Origin of the sequence: Plantactinospora sp. B6F1 (genome assembly GCF_040120695.1) — a bacterium.
Lineage (GTDB): Bacteria > Actinomycetota > Actinomycetes > Mycobacteriales > Micromonosporaceae > Plantactinospora.
The window spans coordinates 68,794-82,891 of the sequence record NZ_JBEEAC010000011.1 but is presented as its reverse complement, the minus strand read 5'-3'; the positions used below and the strand labels follow the sequence as shown (position 1 = coordinate 82,891).

The window sequence follows — 14,098 nt, the reverse complement described above, 5'->3', positions numbered from 1 at the left end:
CGGAACGGTTCGCGAATCTACGAGGGACGATATGACTCTTCTCGCCGACGACCAGTCCGCCGGCTCCGGGATGGGCGTCACCGACGGGCATCCGCTGGCCCGGCTCACCGCCGAGGAGATCCGGGCCGCCCGGGCCCTGCTGGACCGGACCGGACTGCTCGGCCCGACCACCCGGTTCGCCCTGCTGGCCCTGGAGGAGCCGGCCAAGGACGTGGTGCTGGCGTACCGGCCGGGCGACCCGGTGGACCGCCGGGTCCGGGCGGTACTGCTCGACGTCGCCACCGGCGCCGCCCGGACCGTGCTGGCATCGGTCACCACCGGCGTCGTCGACTCGGTACGCGAGCACGACGCGGCCCGGGACGGCCAGCCGCCGATCATGTTGGAGGAGTTCGTCGCGGTCGACGAGATCGTCAAGGCCGACCCCGGCTGGCGGGCGGCGATGGAGCGTCGGGGCATCACCGAGCTGGACCTGGTCCGGCCCTGCCCGCTCTCGGCCGGCGACTTCGACCTGCCGGGGGAGCGGGGCCGGCGGCTCCTGCGGGTGCTCTCCTTCCTGGCCAACCGGCCGGAGGACCACTGCTGGGCGCACCCGATCGACGGGGTGGTGGCGTACGTCGACCTGATCGAGCGCCGGGTGGTTGAGCTGATCGACCACGAGCTGCTGCCGGTACCGGCCGAGGAAGGCAACTTCGACGACCCGGCGTACGTCGGGCCGGCCCGGACCAGCCTGAAGCCGATCGAGATCACCCAGCCGGAGGGGCCGAGCTTCTCGGTCGACGGTGACGTGGTGCGCTGGGAGAACTGGAGTTTCCGGGTCGGCTTCGACCCTCGGGAGGGGCTGGTGCTGCACCAGCTCGGCTTCACCGACGGTGGCCGGGAGCGTCCGGTGCTCTACCGGGCCTCGATCGCCGAGATGGTGGTCCCGTACGCCGACCCAGGCCCGGTACGGTTCTGGCAGAACTACTTCGACGCCGGGGAGTACCTGCTCGGCACGCAGGTGAACTCGCTCGTGCTGGGCTGCGACTGTCTCGGCGAGATCTACTACTTCGACGCCGTACTCGCCGACGGGGCCGGCGAGCCGCGCGAGGTGCGCAACGCGATCTGCCTGCACGAGGAGGACCACGGGGTGCTGTGGAAGCACTCCGACCTGTTCACCGAGTCCGCCGAGACGCGCCGGCAGCGCCGCCTGGTCATCTCCTCCTTCGTCACCGTCGGCAACTACGATTACGGCTTCTACTGGTACCTCTATCTCGACGGCACCATCGGGCTGGAGGTGAAGGCGACCGGTGTGCTCTTCACCTCCGCCTACCGGCAGGGCAGCCGGTACGCGACCGAGGTGGCGCCGGGGCTCGGTGCGCCGTACCACCAGCACCTGTTCAGCGCCCGGCTCGACGTGACGGTCGACGGGACCCGCAACGCAGTCGACGAACTCGACGTACGGGCGCTGCCGGTCGGCCCGGAGAACCCGTACGGCAACGCCTTCACCCGGGTGGCGACCCGGCTGTCGACGGAGTCCGCCGGCGTCCGGGACGCCGACGCCTCGGTCGGCCGGACCTGGCGGATCTCCAACCCGGAACGGCTGGGTCGGCTCGGCCGGCCGGTCGGCTACCAGCTCCGTCCCGAGGGCCAGTCGGTGCTGTTGGCCGCCCCCGAGTCCTCGGTGGCCCGTCGGGCCACCTTCGCCACCCGCTCGCTCTGGATCACCCGGTACGACCCGGCGCAGCGTTACCCGGCCGGTGATCTGGTCAACCAGCATCCGGGTCGGGCCGGGCTGCCGGAGTACGTCGCGGCCGACCGGCCGATCGACGGCGAGGACATCGTGTTGTGGCACACCTTCGGCACCACCCACTTTCCCCGCCCGGAGGAGTGGCCGGTGATGCCGGTGGACCGGTGCGGCTTCACGCTGCGGCCGGACGGCTTCTTCGACCGCAACCCCACCCTCGACGTGCCGGCGAGCACGGCGGCACACTGTGCCGCGCCGGGCGACGGGGCAGCCGCCACCTGCCACGACGGCTGAGCGCCGGGCGGGTCCGACGCCGCCACGCCGAGCGTCGCTGCGCGGCGGACGTCAACGCTGCGCGGCGGGCGTCGGCGGTGCTCGGCGACTGCGGCGGACGTCAACGCTGCGGCGGCGGCGTCGCGGTGCTCGGCGAGGCGGCGGGCGTCGCGGTGCTCGGTGACGCGGCGGGCGTCAGCGGCGCACGGCGAGCGCGGTGGCGGCGACGGCCGCGTCGACCGCGTTGAGCAGGTCGCCGAGTTCCGCCGGGAGCAGCCGTCGGCCGGCGGCGATCCGGTCGGCCAGCACCGACCGGTTGGTCGGGATCAGCGCCCGGAGCAGCCCGCCGGCCCGGACCAGTCCGGCCAGCGTCGCGGTGCGGGCGTCCAGTGGCTGGTCGGAGCGCTCCAGGATGGCGTTGAGCCGGACCCGGGGCCGGGCGACCCGGTTCGGGTCCAGCCCGGGAAACCGGACCGCCGTGCGAAGGTTCAACCCCCGGGCGGTGATCCGGCGGACCGCGCCCGCGCTGACCAGCCGGTCACCGACGTGGTCCCGGACCCGGGGGGAGAGGAACTCCAGCCAGGAGCGTGCCTGGTGGCCGTCACCCCGACGTACCATCTCGGCCAGCACCCGATCGGTCACCGGCTCCCGCCAGGCCCGGTCGTCGGCGACGTAGACGGCGGACCGGATCAGGGTGATCCGCCCGTCGAAGAGCAGTTCGGCGAGGAGCGCGCCGGAGAGGGCGGCGTCCACCAGGACCGCCGCGGCGAGGGGCTTGCCGCTGTAGTCATCGTGTGCGATGAGGAACAACTCGTCGGCCAGCCGCTCGCTGGGTGGGTCCGGGTAATTGGTCATCGGTCTTCCTCGGCCGGCCGGCTGCCGTGCCGGGTCGGTCACTGCGCAGTGTCGATGCTGGACGGTACGGCATGCGCACTGTCCGTTCAACCCACCCTGGCCCTGCGTGTCTGGATACTGTGGTCCTTCGATCCCTTGTCGCGGGGCGTGATCGCCCATACCCTCTCCGGTGTCGTTCGAAAGCCCCTCTTCTCGCCACCCCACACCAGAGAGACCGACACATGTCATCGAGTTCTCCCCTGGAGACCGGCCTGCGCCGGGGACGCCTGGGCACCGTGCATCTCGTCTTCTTCACCGTCGCGGCATCGGCCCCACTGACCGTGCTCGGCGGTGGCATCACGACGATGTACGCCGTCAGCGGCAACGTCGGCGCCGCGCTGTCCTATCTGCTGCTCGCCGCCATCCTGGGCGTGTTCGCGGTCGGATACGCCGCGATGAGCCGATTCGTCAGCAACGCCGGCGCGTTCTACTCGTACATCGCGAACGGGCTGGGGCGGGCGGGCGGCGTTTCCGGCTCGTTCATCGCACTCGCCTCCTACAACGCCATCCAGATCGGACTGTACGGGCTCTTCGGCGCCATCCTCGACGACTTCATGACGACCAAGTTCGGCATCGAGCAGCAGTGGTGGGTCTGGGCACTGGTCGGGCTGGCCGTGGTCGGAGTGCTCGGGGTACTCCAGGTCGACCTCAACGCGACCGTGCTGGCGGTGCTGCTCCTGCTGGAATGCCTCGCGGTTGTCATCTTCGACGCCGTCTCGCTCGGCAACCCGGCCGGCGGCAGCGTCAGCCTGGCCGGGCTCGACCCCGGCAACCTCTTCGCGGCGGGGCTCGGCGCGGTGTTCGCGTTGGGGATCGCGAGCTTCACCGGCTTCGAGTCCGGGGCGATCTACAGCGAGGAGGTCCGGGACCCGCGCCGCACCGTGGCCCGGGCCACCTACGTCGCGGTGGCCTTCACCGGCGCCTTCTACGCGCTCTCCGCCTGGGCGCTGACCGTGGTCACCGGTCCGGAGAACGCGCAGGCAGCCTCGGTCGAAGCCGGCCCGGGGGTGGTCTTCGGCACCCTGGCCGAGCACGCCGGCAGCACGGTGGCGGACGTGGCCAACCTGCTCTTCATCACGTCGGTGCTGGCCGCGCTCCTCTCGTTCCACAACGGGGTCGCCCGCTATCTCTTCGCGCTGGGCCGGGAGCGGGTCCTGCCGTCCTTCCTCAGCCAGACCGGGATCCGCACCGGGGCGCCGGTGGCCGGCTCGCTGACCCAGACCGTGCTCGCCCTCGGCGTGGTGCTGGTCTTCGTGCTCGCCGACCGGGATCCGGTGGTCGATCTCTTCACCTGGCTCAGCGGTGTCTCGGCGGTCGGGGTGGTGCTGCTGATGACCCTCACCTCCGCCTCGGTGGTGGGCTTCTTCCGGCGCCGTCCGGAGGAGGGGGTGGGCGTCTGGCAGCGGCTGGTGGCCCCGGGCTCGGCGACCGTGCTGCTCCTCGCCGTCCTGCTGGTGCTGCTGGTGAACTTCGACGCGCTGCTCGCGCCGGGCAACCCGGATTACCTGGCCTGGTTGCTGCCCGGGGTCACCCTGGTCGCCGCGCTGGTCGGGCTCGGCTGGGGGTTGCTGCTCCGGCGCAACCGGCCGGCCGTGTACGAGGCCGTCGGCCGGGGCGTGGTCGATCCGCCGCCCGTCGAGGATCCGGAACTCACCCTGACCCGCTGACCGGCGCCCCTGCGCGAAGCCGTCGACGGACCGGCCGAGGTCCGTGGACGGGTCAGCCGAGCGGCCGCCACCAGCCGTCCACCGGGGGCGGGTGGTCCACCACCACCCGCTCACCGGGGCGTGGCACCGCCAGGCGTACGCCTCGGGCCTCGGCCTCGCGCCACAGCCGGTCGACCGGTTCGGACCAGGCGTGCGGGGCGAGGTTGAAGGTGCCCCAGTGCAGCGGGACGAAGAGCCCGCCGCGCAGGTCCAGGTGCGCGGCGACCGCCTCCTCCGGAAACATGTGGATGTTCGGCCAGGCGGTGGCATAGGCGCCGATCTGGATGAGGGCGAGGTCGAACGGACCATGTTCGACGCCGATCTCGGCGTAGCCGTCGAAATAGCCGGAGTCGCCGGAGCAGAAGACCCGCCGGCGCGGGCCGGCGACCACCCACGAACCCCAGAGGGTACGGTTCCGGCTGAGCCCGCGTCCGGAGAAGTGCCGGGCCGGGGTGGCGATCACGTCCAGCCCGGCGACCGAGGTCCGCTCGCCCCAGTCCAGCTCCACGATCCGTTCCTCCGGCACACCCCAGCGCTCCAGGTGGGCGCCGACGCCGAGCGGCACCAGGAACGGCGCGGACTGGGCGTCCCGCAGGGCGCGTACGGTGGGCATGTCCAGGTGGTCGTAGTGGTCGTGCGAGACGAGTACGGCGTCCAGCCGGGGAAGCCGGTCCAGCGGCACCGGCACCGGGTGCAGCCGGCGCGGGCCGATCCGGGCCGACGGCGAACATCGGTCGCTCCAAACCGGGTCGAGCAGCACCCGCCGTCCCTCGATCTCGATCAGCGCCGAGGCGTGGCCGTACCAGAGCACGCTGAGTTCGCCCGGCGGGGCCGAGTCCGGCTCGACGGTCTCCGGCACCAGCACCGGTACCCGGCCGGTCGGGCGCCGGGGCTGGTTGCCGAGGAGCAGTTCCCGCAGGACCGCGGCTCCGGTGCCGGGCAGCGCGACCCGAGTGCTGACCGGGTTGCGGAACGCGCCGGCCCGGAAGTGCGGGGAGCGGCGTACCCGCTCCTCCCGGGCGCCGCACGGGGCCCGGCCGAGCGCGGCGGGCACGTCGCGGACCGCCCAGGCGGCCACGCCGAGCGCGGCCACCGCGAGCGACCACCGGAGGAGCCGGCGACGGCGGTCCGCGACGTCGCTGCGTCCTGCCGGTCCCCGCATCTGCCGCCGCCCCTTCGTCTCCACGAGCGAGGGTACGCCGGCCGGCACCTGCTCCGGACGGAGTCCGGCGGCGCCGGTCGGCGGTTACCCCTCTCCCGCCGGGCCGGACCCCGGCGGGCGCGCGGGCGTCAGCCGCCGTTGGTCGGTCGGTACGTCCTGGGCCGGCGGGCCGGCACGGAGAGGTTGTTCAGCCCGTCGACCGCGGTGACGAAGGCCGGGCCCATCGCCGCCCGGGCCTGCACCGCCGGGTGCGTCGAGCCGAAGTTGTCCGGGTCGGCCTGCCCGTCGGCGAAGAGCACGTAGGTCAGCACCGGCGCGCCGGCCGGGTCGAAGATCAGCCCTGCCTCGTGTCGGGCGTTGCCGAACCAGCCCGCCTTGGTGGCGATCCGGGCCCGGTCGGCCGAGGACATGTTCCGGCGGATGCCGTCGGTGAACGCGATCGGCGCGCGGAGCTGGTTGAGCAGGAAGCTGGTCGAGGTGGCGGAGAGCAGCGTGCCCCGGACCAGCGCCTGGAGCAGGTCGTGGGTCTCCCGGGCGGTGCTGGTGCCGAGGAAGAACCGGTTCGGGTTGGCGACCGGCTCCACCTGGGTCTTCGGGAAGCCCTTGGCGACCAGGATCTGGTTGAGCTCGGCGGCCGGGCAGACCAGGCCGCAGAGCCGGACGGCGGTGTCGTCGGAGACCGTCAGCAGTGCGGCGAGGACGTGTCCCAGGGTGACCGAGCTGGGGTAGGCGCCGTCCAGGCTGAAGATGCCGTCGCCACCGGCCACCACGATCGCCGAGGTGACCTCGACCCGCTGGTCCAGGGTGAGTAGTCCCCGGTCGACCTTGTCCAGCACCGCCGTGGCCACCGCGATCTTGTTGACGCTGTACGCCTCGACGACGGTGTCCGGGTTCTCCCGTACCGCCGGCAGCGGGGTCGGGCCGGTCCCGCTGGCCACGCTCAGGTACGCGTACCAGTTGCCGCCGGCCCGGGTCTTCTCCCGCCGGTAGATCGCGGCGACCTGATCGGCCCGGGCCCGGTCGGGGCTTTCGATTCCCCGGCCGCTGTTCGGGGCGGCCATAGCCGGAGTGGCCGTGCCGAGCACGACGCCGGCGGTGGCGGCGGTGCCGATGCCCAGTGCGGTCCTGCGATTCACCCTGCTCACTACGTGGTCTCCCATCGGAGGGCTGCTGTTGTCGCCGGCTGGCCGCCCGGCCAGATGCCCGAGCGAGGGCGGTTGCCGGATTTGCGGTCTGCCGCCCGGTAACAATAGGCGAATCCGGCCCGGCCCGCGGTGCCCGTCGAGCCGGGCGTGGAAGGGGGGTGCCGTCCGTGCGCAGCCGGGCGTGGAAGGGGGGTGCCGTCCGTGCGCAGCCGGGCGTGGAAGGGGGGTGCCGTCCGTGCGCAGCCGGGCGTGGAAGGGGGGTGCCGTCCGTGCACAGCCGGGCGTGGAAGGGGGGTGCCGTCCGTGCCCAGCCGGGCCTGGAAGGGTGCCGTCCGCGCCGGGGTGCCAGGGTGCCGTCCGGCGGGTCAGGTACCGGGTGCGCCGTCCCGTTCCCGGGTGGCCTTCAGGTAGTCGCGGTTGAGCCGGCCGATGCTGGTCAGCGGAATCCCCTTCGGACAGACGGCCGTGCACTCCCCGATGTTGGTGCAGCCGCCGAAGCCGGCCTCGTCGTGTGCGTCGACCATGCCGACGACCCGGGTGGCGCGTTCCGGCTGGCCCTGCGGCAGCAGGCTCAGGTGGCTCACCTTGGCGGCGGTGAAGAGCATCGCCGAGCCGTTCGGGCAGGCCGCGACGCAGGCGCCGCAGCCGATGCAGGCGGCCGACTCGAAGGCGGCGTCCGCGTCGGACTTGCGGACCAGCTGGGCGTGCGCCTCCGGGGCGGCACCGGTCGGCGCGGTGATGTATCCGCCGGACGCGATGATCCGGTCGAACGCGCTCCGGTCCACCATGAGGTCCTTGAGCACCGGGAATGCCCTGGCCCGCCATGGCTCGATGTCGATGGTCTGGCCGTCAGAGAAGTGTCGCATGTGGAGCTGGCAGGCGGTGGTCGCCCGCTCCGGTCCGTGTGCCACCCCGTTGATCACCATGCCGCAGGCGCCGCAGATGCCCTCCCGGCAGTCGTGGTCGAAGGCGACCGGGTCCTCGCCGTCGAGGGTCAGCCGCTCGTTGAGTACGTCAAGCATCTCCAGGAACGACATGTCGGGGGAGACGTCCGGAACCTGGTAGCTGACCATCCGACCCTTGTCGTCCGGTCCCTTCTGCCGCCAGATCCGCAGGGTCAGGTTCACTTGTAACTCCGTTGGGTGGGATGGACGTACTCGAAACGCAGGTCTTCCCTGTGCAGCACCGGCGGGCGGTCGCCACCGGTGAACTCCCAGGCGGCCACGTAGGCGAAGTTGTCGTCGTCGCGTTGCGCCTCGCCCTCCGGGGTCTGGCTCTCGGCTCGGAAGTGCCCGCCCGCCGACTCGGTACGGTGCAGCGCGTCGATGCACATCAGCTCGGCCAGCTCGAAGAAGTCGGCGACCCGGCCGGCCCTCTCCAGCGCCTGGTTGAGCCCCTCGCCGTCGCCGGGCACCCGCACCCGCTGCCAGAACTGCTCGCGCAGGCTCCGGATCTCGGCGAGCGCCTTGCGCAGCCCGGCGTCGCTGCGCTCCATCCCGCAGTGGTCCCACATGATCTGGCCCAGCTCCCGGTGGAACGAGTCGACGGTCCGGTCGCCCCGGCAGGCGAGCAGCCGGCCCAGCCGGTCGGTGACGTCGTCCCGGGCCGCCACCACCTCGGGGTGGTCGTCGGTCAGCGGCGCGAACGGCCCGGCCGCGAGGTAGTCGGCGATGGTGCTGGGCAGCACGAAGTAGCCATCGGCCAGGCCCTGCATCAGCGCGGAGGCGCCGAGCCGGTTGGCGCCGTGGTCGGAGAAGTTCGCCTCGCCGATCACGAAGAGGCCGGGAATGGTCGACTGGAGGTCGTAGTCGACCCAGAGCCCGCCCATCGTGTAGTGCACGGCCGGATAGATCCGCATCGGCACCTCGTACGGGTCCTCGCCGGTGATCCGCTGGTACATCTCGAAGAGGTTGCCGTACCGGTCGGCGATGGCGGACCGGCCGAGCCGGTCGATCGCGTCGGCGAAGTCGAGATAGACGCCGAGTCCGGTCTGCCCGACGCCCCGACCGGAGTCGCAGACGTTCTTGGCCGCCCGGGAGGCGATGTCCCGGGGGACGAGGTTGCCGAAGGACGGGTACATCCGCTCCAGGAAGTAGTCCCGCTCGTCCTCCGGGATCTGCCGGGGCGGCCGGTCGTCGCCGGCCGCCTTCGGCACCCAGACCCGTCCGTCGTTGCGCAGCGACTCGCTCATCAGGGTCAGCTTCGACTGGTGGTCGCCGGAGACCGGGATACAGGTGGGGTGGATCTGCGTGTAGCAGGGGTTGGCGAAGAGCGCGCCCTTGCGGTGCGCCCGCCAGGTGGCGGTGACGTTGCAGCCCTTGGCGTTGGTGGAGAGGTAGAAGACGTTGCCGTAGCCGCCGGAGGCGAGTACCACGGCGTCGGCGAAGTCGCAGGTGATCTCGCCGGTGACCAGGTCTCGAACCACGATGCCCCGGGCCCGGCCGTCGACCACGATCAGTTCCAGCATCTCGTGCCGGCTGTGCATCTCGACCCGACCGAGCCCGATCTGCCGCTCCAGCGCCTGGTACGCCCCGAGCAGCAGTTGCTGGCCCGTCTGGCCCCGGGCATAGAAGGTGCGCTGCACCTGGGCGCCGCCGAACGAGCGGGTGTCGAGCAGGCCGCCGTACTCCCGGGCGAACGGTACGCCCTGGGCCACCGCCTGGTCGATGATCTCCACCGAGACCTCGGCGAGCCGGCGTACGTTCGACTCGCGGGAGCGGAAGTCGCCGCCCTTGACGGTGTCGTAGAAGAGCCGCTGGATCGAGTCGCCGTCGTTGCGGTAGTTCTTGGCGGCGTTGATCCCGCCCTGGGCGGCGATCGAGTGCGCCCGGCGCGGGCTGTCCTGGTAACAGTAGGACCTCACCTGGTAGCCCTGCTCGCCCAGCGTCGCGGCGGCCGAGCCGCCGGCCAGCCCGGTGCCGACGACGATCACGGTGAGCTTGCGCCGGTTGGCCGGGTTGACCAGCTTGGCGGCGAACCGGCGGCGCTGCCAGCGGGTCTCGATCGGCCCGTCCGGAGCCTTGGTGTCGGCGATCGGCTCGCCGATGGTGAACAGGTCCAGCCCGTTGGTGGAGTCCATAGTCAACTTGGTGGAGTCCATAGTCAACGCACCAATCCCGCGATCACCGCGAAGGGGACGACCAGGTAACCGGCGCAGAGCGCGACGGCGAAACCGAGCGAGATCGCCCGGGCCCGGGCCTCGCCCCGGGGGGTCTGCTGACCGAGGCTCCGGAACGCGCTGAACATCCCGTGCCGCAGGTGGAAGCCGAGGGTGACGATCGCGACGGTGTAGAGGAGGGTGACGTACCAGCGTTCCGGCGCGAAGTCGGCGGCCACGTTCGCGTACGGCCGGCGCGGGTCGCCGACCGGGTTCAGGTCACCGGTGGTCAGGTCCAGCAGGTGGTAGACGACGAAGAGCGCGATGATCACTCCGCCCCAGCGCATCGTCCGGGCCGCGTAGCTGCCCTGCACCCTGGGGCGGTGCGCGTACCGGACGGGTCGGGCCGCCCGGGCCCGCCGGGCCAGCACGGTGGCCGACCAGATGTGCGCGACCAGGGCGAGGCCGAGCACGGCGCGTTGGATCCACAGGTACCAGGTGTCCGGCAGCACGGGGGCGCCGATGGTACGCAGCCAGTGCGCGTAGTGGTCGAACGACTCCGCACCAACGAAGATCTTGAGGTTGCCGAGCATGTGCGCGATGAGGAAGAGCACCAGCAGGATGCCCGTCACCGCCATCACGGCCTTGAGGCCGATGCTGGACCGGATCGGCGAACGGGTCGATACAGCTGTCACCACAGAAACGCTAGGAGACCTCTGACTAGTCGTCCAATGCATCAAAGCCGCAGTGTCGATAGCTGTAGGCTATCGGCGTGCAGCTCCACCAGTTGAGGTACTTCGTGGCGGTGGCGGAAACCCGGCATTTCACTCATGCCGCCGATAACGTCGGTATCACCCAGCCGTCCCTGAGTAAGCAGATTCACGCCCTGGAGTCGGATCTCGGCGCACCCCTCTTCGAACGGCTACCCGGCAACGTCGCCCTGACCGCCGCCGGAGAGGTGCTGCTGCCGCTCGCCAAGCGGATCCTGGCCGACGTCGACACCGCCCGCCGCGAGGTCCAGGAACTCGTCGGGGTCCGCCGTGGCCGGGTACGCCTCGGCGCCACCCCCAGCCTGGCCACCTCGCTCGCCCCGGCGGTGCTGCGCCGGTTCCGGGACGCCCATCCCGGCGTTGACCTGCGGGTGGAGGAGAGCGGGTCGCAGGATCTCGTCCGCGACCTGCTCCGGGGCGAGTTGGACCTGGCGCTGATCATCCTGCCGGCGACCGGTGCCGACCCGGCGCTGATCGCCGAGCCGATCCTCCGGGACAACCTGGTGGTCGCCTCGCTCAATCCGCTGCCGATGATCGACTCGGCCGGCACCATGCACCTCACCGACCTGCGCCACCAGCCACTGGTGATGTTCCGGCAGGGCTACGACCTACGGGACGCCACCCTGCGGGCCTGCCGGGAGGCGGGTTTCGAGCCGAGACTCGCGGTCGACGGCGGCGAGATGGACGCGGTGCTCAGCTTCGTGGAGGCCGGACTCGGCGTGGCCCTGGTCCCGGGCATCGTGGTCGCCCGCCGGCCGAGGCTGTGGGTCACCCCGCTGGCCCCACCCGGAATGCACCGGACGATCGCGTTGGCCCGGCGCCGGGAGCCGGAACCCACGCACGCGGCGCGGGCCTTCCGGCGGATCCTCCTGCAACACATCGGTACGGCAGCCGAGAACTCGACGCTGCCGGCGGGGGTCACGCCGTACTGAGCGACGACGGGCTCCGAACCCGGCGGTCCGGTCAGCTGACGCCGATGCGGCCCAGCACCTCGCGGAACATCGGCAACGACACGCTCTCACCCTCCGCCGGTACGACCGTCAACACGTACTCGACGCCGGTGGCCGCCCAGTGCAGGACGAACCGGTCCGGGCCGGTCCGGTAGACCCCGCCCGGGTTGCCGGCCACCTCGACCCGGTCGATCGGGTCACCGTCTGGCGCGCCACGCATGCCGTGCTCGGGCCGGTGTCCCCGGATGATGATGTCCGGCCCGCCCACGCGGCCGTACGACAGTACCCAGTAGCCGGGTACGGTCCGGACCTCCGCGATCGGTGCCGCGAACGAGCCCGGTGTCTCGGCCCAGCCGTCCGGACCGCCGGGCACCACCGGCAGGTCCGCCTCCCGGTACACCGGGCGGCTGCTGCCGTCGTACCCGTCCAGGAAGGCGCGCTCGGCGAGTGACCCCGGTAGGGCGACCCGGAGCGGCGTCAGGTTCTCGGAAGTGGCGCAGCCGGCGCCCGTGGGGGAGCGATCCGAGACCGTCACCGTGACCGCCGTGGTGCCGGCCGTGACGGTGGCCTCGGGCAGCCAGACCCCCTGGCAGGGCGGGGCGTCGAGCGGGCGCGAGACGAAGACCGTGATCTCGGTGCCGGCCCGGTTCATCCGGGCCATCCACCAGTTGAGCCGGTCGTGCGCGACGGCGGTCGGCTCACCCGCCGGACCGCCGTTGTGCCGGCCTTCGTCGAGCGCGCCGGAATACCACACTGCCGGACCGGTCAGCAGGAGCAGCGTGAGGCCGGCGGCCGCGAAGACGGTACGCCGGGTACGCCGACGTCGCACCCGGGAGCGTAGCTCCGCCAGTGGCGGCCGGCGCAGTTCCTCCGGTATCCCCGGGATGGCCTGGTCGAGCAGATGCGCGAGCCGTTCGTCACTCATCGGGTCGCCTCCTCGGTCAGCAGGGCCCGCAACGTGGGGTCGGCGCGGAGCGTGGCGAGCGCCCGGGCCGTGTAGGACTTGACCGTGCCCCGGCTGATTCCGAGCGCCTGGGCCGTCGCCGCCTCGGTCAGGTCGGCGTGGTAGCGCAGCATGAGCACGGCCCGCTGCTGGTGCGGCAGTCCGCGCAGCGCGGCGCGGACCACGTCCCGGATGTCGGCATCGGCGTGCGGGTCCGCGTCGGACCGGTCGGGAACCTGCTCCGTCGGCACCTCGTCCCGCCACCGGCGCCGCCACCAGTTCAGCCAGGTGGTGGCCAGCACCGTCCGCAGGTAGGCGTCCGGGACACCGGCGCGAACCCTGGGCCATCTGCCGTAGACCCGGGTGAGCACGGTCTGGAGCAGATCCTCGGCGCGGTGCCAGTCACCGGTCAGCAACCACGCCGAGCGCAGCAGCCGGGGCCACGCCACCGCCACGTACGCCTCGAAGTCGGAAACCGTCTCTGTCTCGTCCACACCACCCTCCCACCGGTCAACAGGGCGGGAGACGGGGATGGTTGCCACGGCCGACGGAGATGTCCGACCGAGTCAGCCGGCGGGCGTCAGCGCGCTGGTGCCGGCGTTGCCGTACCACCCGGCGTCAGCGTTGCCCGTCGTCGGAGTCGAGGAGCAGTGCGTAGTTCGCCATCGAGCGTTGGTAGCGGGGCAGGTGCGGGCACGGAAGTCGTCGTCCCGGTCCGCGTAGTCGTCGATCGATGCCCACGCCTCGGCGATCCGCCGCTCCCGGTCCCGCATCCGTGCAGCGTCACAGAGCCGCCGTAGGCCGCGCTACCAGCTCCAGCGCCAGAAGCGGCGCTCGTAGCGCACGACCAGACTACCGGCGGCGGTGCTGCCGGTGACGACGATGTGCGGGGCGGTCGAACCGGGTTCGGGCGTGGACGGCACCTTGGTCGTCGCCGTGCCGGCGCTCGTGTTGACCCCGTCGATGTTGGCGGTCGCGCCCGGGGGCAGCACGATGCTCGTCGAGCCGGCCTGGGTGGCGAGCTTGATCTCGACCACCCGGTGGCTGATCACGGCGTGCCGCAGGTCGAGCTTGACCGTGCCGGCCATGCTGCGCACCACCAGCCGGCGGGGTACGGCCCACCGGCCGGAACGTTTGATCTCCCCGGCGTGGCTGCTCAGCTCGACGACCTCGTCGGGGGCGACGGCCGGGGCCGCGGCCGGCAGGTCGGCGACGAAGGGCTGCACCTCGCCGTCGGTACGGGCGCGCAGCACGCCGTCGACGCGCTCCTCGAACTCGGGCAGGGTCAGCCGGCCCTCCGCGACAGCGGCGCTCAACCGGGCGACGACGGCCTCACGCTCGGCGTCTGATATCCGCACCTCCCGCCTCGACGGGACCACGTCACCATTCACCCCACCAACACTACGGCCTGGGGCACAGAAGCCCGGCCGTGGGA

Annotated in this window: 13 protein-coding genes; 3 read left to right on the top strand and 10 right to left on the bottom strand. The window is 72.1% G+C overall.

Annotation, left to right across the window (positions count from 1 at the left end):
• Nucleotides 1–31 precede the first annotated feature (31 nt).
• Nucleotides 32–2,017: a primary-amine oxidase gene (locus ABNF97_RS16555; protein WP_349339047.1), complete on the top strand. Its 1,986-nt coding sequence runs from the start codon at nt 32–34 to the stop codon at nt 2,015–2,017.
• Nucleotides 2,018–2,191: 174 nt separating this feature from the next.
• Here ABNF97_RS16555 and ABNF97_RS16550 read toward each other — a convergent pair whose 3' ends face one another.
• Nucleotides 2,192–2,851: a GPP34 family phosphoprotein gene (locus tag ABNF97_RS16550; protein ID WP_165436807.1), complete on the bottom strand. Its 660-nt coding sequence runs from the start codon at nt 2,849–2,851 to the stop codon at nt 2,192–2,194.
• Between the two features lie 221 nt (nt 2,852–3,072).
• On the opposite strand from ABNF97_RS16550, the gene ABNF97_RS16545 reads away from it, so the two are divergent.
• Nucleotides 3,073–4,557 (top strand): APC family permease, encoded by a 1,485-nt coding sequence (locus ABNF97_RS16545; RefSeq protein WP_349339046.1) that lies wholly within the window; start codon nt 3,073–3,075, stop codon nt 4,555–4,557.
• 52 nt (nt 4,558–4,609) lie between these two features.
• On the opposite strand, the gene ABNF97_RS16540 is transcribed toward ABNF97_RS16545, so the two are convergent.
• From ABNF97_RS16540 to ABNF97_RS16520, 5 genes are all read right to left on the bottom strand, one after another.
• Nucleotides 4,610–5,758 carry an MBL fold metallo-hydrolase gene (locus ABNF97_RS16540; protein WP_130463742.1) on the bottom strand — a complete coding sequence of 383 codons (1,149 nt, stop codon included), beginning with the start codon at nt 5,756–5,758 and terminating at the stop codon, nt 4,610–4,612.
• A 128-nt stretch (nt 5,759–5,886) separates the two neighbouring features.
• Entirely contained in the window at nt 5,887–6,903 is a 1,017-nt protein-coding gene (locus tag ABNF97_RS16535) for a serine hydrolase (RefSeq protein WP_349339045.1), read from the bottom strand.
• 365 nt (nt 6,904–7,268) lie between these two features.
• Nucleotides 7,269–8,030 carry a succinate dehydrogenase/fumarate reductase iron-sulfur subunit gene (locus tag ABNF97_RS16530; protein ID WP_130463740.1) on the bottom strand — a complete coding sequence of 254 codons (762 nt, stop codon included), beginning with the start codon at nt 8,028–8,030 and terminating at the stop codon, nt 7,269–7,271.
• Nucleotides 8,027–9,964 carry a fumarate reductase/succinate dehydrogenase flavoprotein subunit gene (locus ABNF97_RS16525; protein WP_130466118.1) on the bottom strand — a complete coding sequence of 646 codons (1,938 nt, stop codon included), beginning with the start codon at nt 9,962–9,964 and terminating at the stop codon, nt 8,027–8,029. The genes ABNF97_RS16530 and ABNF97_RS16525 overlap by 4 nt, the downstream gene beginning before the upstream one ends.
• Nucleotides 9,965–10,005: 41 nt before the next feature.
• Nucleotides 10,006–10,737: a succinate dehydrogenase cytochrome b subunit gene (locus ABNF97_RS16520; RefSeq protein ID WP_130463739.1), complete on the bottom strand. Its 732-nt coding sequence runs from the start codon at nt 10,735–10,737 to the stop codon at nt 10,006–10,008.
• A 29-nt stretch (nt 10,738–10,766) separates the two neighbouring features.
• On the opposite strand from ABNF97_RS16520, the gene ABNF97_RS16515 reads away from it, so the two are divergent.
• Nucleotides 10,767–11,702 (top strand): LysR substrate-binding domain-containing protein, encoded by a 936-nt coding sequence (locus ABNF97_RS16515; protein WP_130463738.1) that lies wholly within the window; start codon nt 10,767–10,769, stop codon nt 11,700–11,702.
• 31 nt (nt 11,703–11,733) lie between these two features.
• On the opposite strand, the gene ABNF97_RS16510 is transcribed toward ABNF97_RS16515, so the two are convergent.
• The 4 genes from ABNF97_RS16510 to ABNF97_RS16495 form a co-directional block, all read right to left on the bottom strand.
• The gene (locus tag ABNF97_RS16510) at nt 11,734–12,645 is read right to left on the bottom strand and encodes a hypothetical protein (protein WP_349339043.1); all 912 of its coding nucleotides are present in this window, start codon (nt 12,643–12,645) and stop codon (nt 11,734–11,736) included.
• Nucleotides 12,642–13,157, bottom strand: a complete 516-nt coding sequence (locus tag ABNF97_RS16505; RefSeq protein ID WP_349339042.1) for a SigE family RNA polymerase sigma factor — start codon at nt 13,155–13,157, stop codon at nt 12,642–12,644. Before ABNF97_RS16505 ends, ABNF97_RS16510 begins: the two co-directional genes overlap by 4 nt.
• A 72-nt stretch (nt 13,158–13,229) precedes the next feature.
• The gene (locus ABNF97_RS16500) at nt 13,230–13,436 is read right to left on the bottom strand and encodes a hypothetical protein (protein WP_349339041.1); all 207 of its coding nucleotides are present in this window, start codon (nt 13,434–13,436) and stop codon (nt 13,230–13,232) included.
• Between the two features lie 33 nt (nt 13,437–13,469).
• On the bottom strand, nt 13,470–14,021 hold the full coding sequence (locus tag ABNF97_RS16495) for a DUF1707 domain-containing protein (protein WP_130463737.1): 552 nt from the start codon (nt 14,019–14,021) through the stop codon (nt 13,470–13,472).
• Nucleotides 14,022–14,098: the final 77 nt, after the last annotated feature.